5 protein-coding genes are annotated in these 5,934 nt (G+C 35.1%); 1 reads left to right on the forward strand and 4 read right to left on the reverse strand.

The features are described from left to right. Positions 1-74: 74 nt before the first annotated feature. Both RQ893_RS07420 and argF read right to left on the reverse strand, forming a co-directional pair. On the reverse strand, positions 75-1,439 hold the full coding sequence (locus tag RQ893_RS07420) for an amino acid carrier protein (RefSeq protein ID WP_311482400.1): 1,365 nt from the start codon (positions 1,437-1,439) through the stop codon (positions 75-77). 131 nt (positions 1,440-1,570) lie between these two features. Continuing rightward, positions 1,571-2,563, reverse strand: coding sequence for an ornithine carbamoyltransferase (gene argF / locus RQ893_RS07425; RefSeq protein WP_311482401.1), 993 nt, complete (start codon positions 2,561-2,563; stop codon positions 1,571-1,573). 259 nt (positions 2,564-2,822) lie between these two features. Between argF and RQ893_RS07430 the strand changes: the two genes are divergently transcribed. Beyond that, positions 2,823-4,070, forward strand: coding sequence for a helix-turn-helix domain-containing protein (locus RQ893_RS07430; protein WP_311482402.1), 1,248 nt, complete (start codon positions 2,823-2,825; stop codon positions 4,068-4,070). 611 nt (positions 4,071-4,681) lie between these two features. On the opposite strand, the gene RQ893_RS07435 is transcribed toward RQ893_RS07430, so the two are convergent. After that, positions 4,682-5,086 carry a DUF3842 family protein gene (locus tag RQ893_RS07435; protein WP_311482403.1) on the reverse strand — a complete coding sequence of 135 codons (405 nt, stop codon included), beginning with the start codon at positions 5,084-5,086 and terminating at the stop codon, positions 4,682-4,684. 338 nt (positions 5,087-5,424) lie between these two features. Continuing rightward, positions 5,425-5,934: TrkA family potassium uptake protein (locus tag RQ893_RS07440; protein ID WP_311482404.1), on the reverse strand; the 510-nt coding region annotated here is incomplete at its 5' end.

Here is a 5,934-nt window from a genome sequence, read left to right on the forward strand (position 1 = left end):
TCAAATGCCTTAACTAAAAATATCCGAAAGAATCGGACATTTTTAGTTTTATGCACCTGTTAATAGTTTAATTTTTACTTAGCTCCTGGGTAGAATTTAGGGTCTTTGAAGAATTCATCAACAAGTTCTCTAATCTCGCCACTTAGAATAATCATACCAACCATGTTGGTAAATACTACAAGACCTAGGGTTGCATCAAGAAATACTCCTGCGTTATCAAATGATACAAAACCACCAAGAAGGATCATAGCGCAAGCTATAAACCTAACTATCTTACCTACTGTTGTACCAAATAAGTATTCACCTTGTTTTTCAGCATAGAATACGATTACTATGATTGTAGAAAGTACGAATAGGAAGAGTGAAACTGCGATTATTGCGGTACCGATTTGACCGAAAGCTGAGTTAAATGCTCTTTCAACTCCGATATCTTTCATATCTGGATTTTGCCATAAACCTGTTGTTAATACAACAAGGGCAGAGATTGTACATACTATAATTGTATCAGAGATAACTTCAAAGATACCCCACATACCTTGACGGCATGGATGGTCAGTAACTGCTGTAGCGTGTGCGTATGGAGCTGAACCCATACCAGCTTCGTTAGAGTAGCAACCTCTTGCTGCACCGGCTTTGATTAATGCTGATATACCTGCACCTGCAACACCACCGCCTATAGCTCTTGGGTTGAAAGCGCCAACAAAGATTTCTTTGAAAGCTGCTGGAACTTGGTCGATGTGCATGATTATAACTATAAGACCTGCTATGATATAGACAGCTGCCATTAATGGAACCATTTTTTCAGTTACTTGAGCGATTCTCTTGATACCACCGTAAGCTACTAATACTACTAATACGAAAATAACTGCTGCTGCAACAATACGGCTTAGGCCTAATTGTTCAAGTGGTCCTACTGCTGAGATTGTTTGTAGAGTAATAGATGGAAGGATTTCAATCATAAAGAAGAAAGAAACCAAAAATCCCATTATCTTACCAAGTGTACCACCTATACCTTTTTTAAAAGTATAAGAAGGACCACCTACGAACTCGCCATCAGCGTTTTTCTCGCGGTATTTAATACCAAGTACGATTTCTGCAAATTTTGTACCTTGTCCGATAAGAGCTGCTATCCACATCCAGAAAACTGCTCCTGGACCTGCTGTAAAGATTATAGATGGAGCTACTACTATGTTAGCTGCACCTATTGATGAAGCAAGGGCTGCTGATGCTGCTTGGAATGGTGAAACTGATCCTTCACCACCAACATCAGATTTAAACATCTTTCCAAACGTTTGCTTTAGTACGAAAGGAAGGTATTTTATTTGAACAAATCCCATTCTGAATGAGATTAAAAGACCGCCACCCAATAATACTATAAGGATAGGCCATCCCCAGAACCAACCTGTAAGTTTTGATATCATATCTAATATATTTTGCATAATAAATCCTTTTTATATGGAACCCTGGCCGAAAGGTTTGACCTTGGACTAGTGAAATTTTTCAAGAATCCAAAATTACTCCCTAACGCCGGTTCCATCCTTGTGTTTTGTTGTCTAGTTTCACTTAAAAACTAGCAAAGGGTAGCATACATAACTGCTTTTATAGTATGCATTCTGTTTTCTGCTTCTTCAAATACAAATGATTGAGCACTTTCAAATACTTCGTCTGTTACTTCTATTGATTCCATACCGTATTTTTCATATATTTCTTTGCCGACTTTTGTTTCTTTGTCGTGGAATGATGGTAGGCAGTGTAGGAAGATGGCTTCTTTATCTGCATTTGCCATAATTTCTTTTGTTACTTGGTATGGTTTAAGAATCTTAATTCTCTTTTCCCATTCTTCTTCTGGTTCACCCATTGATACCCAAACGTCTGTGTAGATTACGTTAGCGTCTTTGCTTGCTGCGTCTACATCTTCTGTAAGGGTAACTGTTGAGAAGTTAGATGCTGCGATTTTTTCGCATTCTTTAACTAACCATTCTTCTGGGAATAATTCTTTTGGTGCACATGCTACAAAGTCAACACCAAGTTTAGCACAAACTACCATTAGAGAGTTTGCCATGTTGTTTCTAGCATCGCCGAAGTATACAAATTTTAGACCTTTTAGACGTCCAAAATGTTCTTCGATTGTTAGCATGTCAGCTAGCATTTGTGTTGGATGCCATTGGTCTGTTAGACCATTCCATACTGGAACGCCTGAGTATTTAGCAAGATCTTCAACGTGTTCTTGTTTAAATCCTCTAAATTCGATACCATCATACATTCTACCAAGAACTCTAGCAGTATCAGCTACAGATTCTTTGTGGCCGATTTGAGATCCTGTTGGGTCAAGATATGTTACGCCCATACCAAGGTCATAACCAGCTACTTCAAATGAACATCTTGTTCTTGTAGATGTTTTTTCGAATATGATAGCAATGTTTTTGCCTTCTAGATATCTGTGTGGGATACCAGCTCTCTTCATGTCCTTGAAGTTTTTAGATAAATCTAATAAGTATCTGATGTCCTCTGTTGAAAAATCAAGTAATTTTAAGAATGATTTTCCTCTAAAATTCTTTGCCATAATAATCTCTCCTTTATTATTTTTTGTTACCAATAAATATAGTAACGATTTCACACTTATATAATATCATATTTTTCGAATTCTTTTCGGACAAATAGAGTTGATTTTTTTGTCAGATATTCAATAATCGTCTTTTTTAAAGTTTTTTCGTTAAATTATAGCAATCGTTTTGTGTAGCAAACGTTTTTTATTTGATTTTTTTGGAATTTCTTGAAATTTGAATAAGATAAAATAATATATAAGAAGGAGGCTTTCTTTTATGGGAAAAAAATATGTAACACTACAGGATTCGTTTTCCTCGTCTATAACAGAATCAAATCTTATCAGTTTTGACATCCAGTCTGATAAGGGAAAAACCCTGCCACTTATGCATAAACACAGTAGGTTTTTGTATATCCTAGAAGGAGAAGGCAAAATCAAAATCCAAGATAGAGTTTATAAAATGACCCCAGGTGCAGTCATCTCTATCCTTCCCTGGCAAACCTCTGAGATTATAGAAGTCGAAAATGATATTTCCTACTACCTTTTGGTATATAATTTCAACCTTATAAATATTTACATGAAAAGCCAGCTAAACCTTAATAAGGAAGAAGTTGACTTTATTAAATGTCTTTATAGCAGCGAATCTGCTCTCTATGACCTAGAAGCGTGCGATAAAATTGAAGATATCTTTGAAGATATCAAAAATGAAGTTGGGGTGCATTCTCTAAACCAAATTATCCACACCAAGAAAAAATTTTCAACTATCTTTCTTGTTTGCAAGATAACTGAGCTTTTAATTGTTTACATGAGGTACATTAACGATTCATATACCTTCCAAGAATCAATCGCTACCAAGCCAGAAAACATCTTTATGTATATGTTTTTAAATTCATCCAAGGACATAAGTCTAGAGGTCTTATCAAAAATTTTCCTTATGTCAGAATCTGCCATTAGCCAATATATAAAAGACGTGACTAACCTAGGGTTTTTGGATATCCTGCATGAGATTAGGATTTATAAAGCAAAATTTTTATTAATTCACACATCAATGACCCTAAAGGAAATATCAAAGGCGGTTCATTACTCAGATCCCGCCCAACTATCGAAGGTATTTCAGTCTAAGCAGTCTATGACTACCAAGGACTTTAGGAAACTTAACCAACTAATTGTAGGTGATGCTACTTTTACTTTCAAGCCTGAAGATTTAAAGTTAATTGACTTTATAAATGAAAACTATGCCAAGGATATAGAAATCTTGGAAGTAGCAAAGAAATTTGACCTAACACCAAAAGAGATTAACAAGATTTTCGTCTACTTCATGGAACAAAATTTCTATTCCTACCTCCATCAGGTAAGAGTTCATGCGGCTTGTGACCTCTTAGTAAACACTGACGAGCCAATCACAGATATAGCTATAGGTGTTGGTTACAATTCACCAAAGACCCTTTTGAGAAACTTTTTAAAACACCTGGGCATGACACCATCAGAATTTAGGTCGGGTCATTTGGCAGATTTGCCAAAATAAATAATTTTTAATATATGATAAGTGGGAGATTGCTCCCACTTTTATTCGTTTGGGCAGGGAAGAAAGGACTAAAATATGTAAGAGTCCAAGTTCCCGCCCAGGAGAAGAAAGGAAATAAAACCACTATGAGGATTGAGAGAAGAAAGGAAATATGCCTTTAATCCTCATGGCTCTTCAATCTTTTATAATTTTATCCAAATAGCCAGTGTGGTTTTATCTAAAGTATTGGTTTCTAGCCTATTTTTCATGCAAATACCATCAAAAGATAAAATATTTAACAAGATTTTTTGATAAAGAAGTTTTTTAGTTTTTAAAATAGGATACAAACCACCGCCTTATCAATTGACAAGGCATATCTATAGGAAACTAGGATTGGCTTTTCTTTGAAATTCTTAGTTGGTATATTCCAACAAGCTCTCCCTAGTTATTTTTATTTTCCCTATAATTATAAATTATTTATCATATAGGTTTTTTCAATCAAAAAAGGCATAGAAAAACCTCTTGGAGATTTTTCTATACCTTCATAGTATAAGTATATATTAAAGCTAATATCCCAAAATAATACTACTTCTGTAGTTAGGCTCCACTACTTGCGGGCCATGGATAAGCGCTTATATTATTTTTTCTAGCTCTTCTAGAGCCAAACTTATTAATTTTTTCATAGAGTAATCACTAACTCCTACAATTATGTTATCCTCGTGAAGAAAGGGTATCAAAATCCTTTTGGCTCTTGATATAGAAACAGCTTCTGCCATTTTACTTGTAATTTCCCCACACATAGAATTTGTAAGTAGGATTCCTATCGGCCCTATAATTACATCTGCCTTCTGACAATTAAAAACAAGGGCATTTTCGCCTGTGGCAGCGCGGTCTGCACCCGCCTTGAGCATAGCACTTGTAGCATGAGAATTTGTACCCACGCAAGTAATATCTAAATCTAAATGCTTTTCTCTAATAGATGCGACAAGTTGTTTGCCAAGACCTCCGCCTTGGGCATCAATTACTAATATATTCATATTAACCTCTATCCTATTAATATTATTATAACATAAAATATTTATTTTTTAAATGATTAGCTTACAAATAAATTTAAAGCAAATTTTTCGTCTACTTTTGTCTCTTTTTTTACAAAAGAAAAAGGACCTCAAGGCCCCTTCTCAATAGAAAAGAATAAGTTAGTCCTAGTTTTCATAAGGGAAAACTATAAGGAATTAATAATGAAAAACCTAGCTATTTGATAGCTGATTATATTATAACACATTTCCCAACTTATGCAAACTATTTCAAATTTTTTTATTATTTTCTATATTCCAATATTTTTGTGTTTTCCTGTCGTTTTCCTCTACTTTGTTCTTTATTCTTCGCTAGAAACTTTTTCTACATCTTCTTTTTTTCCTAACAAAACAACCAGGTCATTTTTCTCGATTTTTGTGTGTGGACCCGGATTTATAATAGTGGCCCCATTTCTTTCAAATGCGACTACATTAAGGTTGTATTTGTTTCTGAAATCTAAATCCTTGAGATCCTTGCCTATCCAAGCTTGGTGGACTCTGACTTCTGCAAGAGAAAATTCATTAGAAAACTCTATAAATTCAAGTAAATTTGATCCAGAAATCACCCTGGCAAGCCTCTCGCCACTATCAAGTTCTGGGAAAATTATCTTATCCGCACCGATTTTTTCTAGGATTCTCTCGTGAGTGGCTGTTGTGGCTTTCGCGATTACAGTAGTAATTCCTGCATCCTTGCATAACAAGGTAGCTTCAATAGAAGATTCGATGTTAGATCCAGTTGCAATTACCGCTATATCAAAGTTTTTGATTCCTAAATCTTTCATGGCTTCTTCATCTGTCATGTCAGCCTGGGC

The sequence above is a fragment of the uncultured Anaerococcus sp. genome (assembly GCF_963510915.1).
Classification (GTDB): Bacteria; Bacillota; Clostridia; order Tissierellales; family Peptoniphilaceae; genus Anaerococcus.

What these genes read in the sequence shown, in the direction of transcription:
- RQ893_RS07420 (WP_311482400.1), bottom strand. Translation starts at nt 1,439, where the DNA reads ATGCAAAATATATTAGATATGATATCAAAACTTACAGGTTGGTTCTGG.
- argF (WP_311482401.1), bottom strand. Translation starts at nt 2,563, where the DNA reads ATGGCAAAGAATTTTAGAGGAAAATCATTCTTAAAATTACTTGATTTT.
- RQ893_RS07430 (WP_311482402.1), top strand. Translation starts at nt 2,823, where the DNA reads ATGGGAAAAAAATATGTAACACTACAGGATTCGTTTTCCTCGTCTATA.
- RQ893_RS07435 (WP_311482403.1), bottom strand. Translation starts at nt 5,086, where the DNA reads ATGAATATATTAGTAATTGATGCCCAAGGCGGAGGTCTTGGCAAACAA.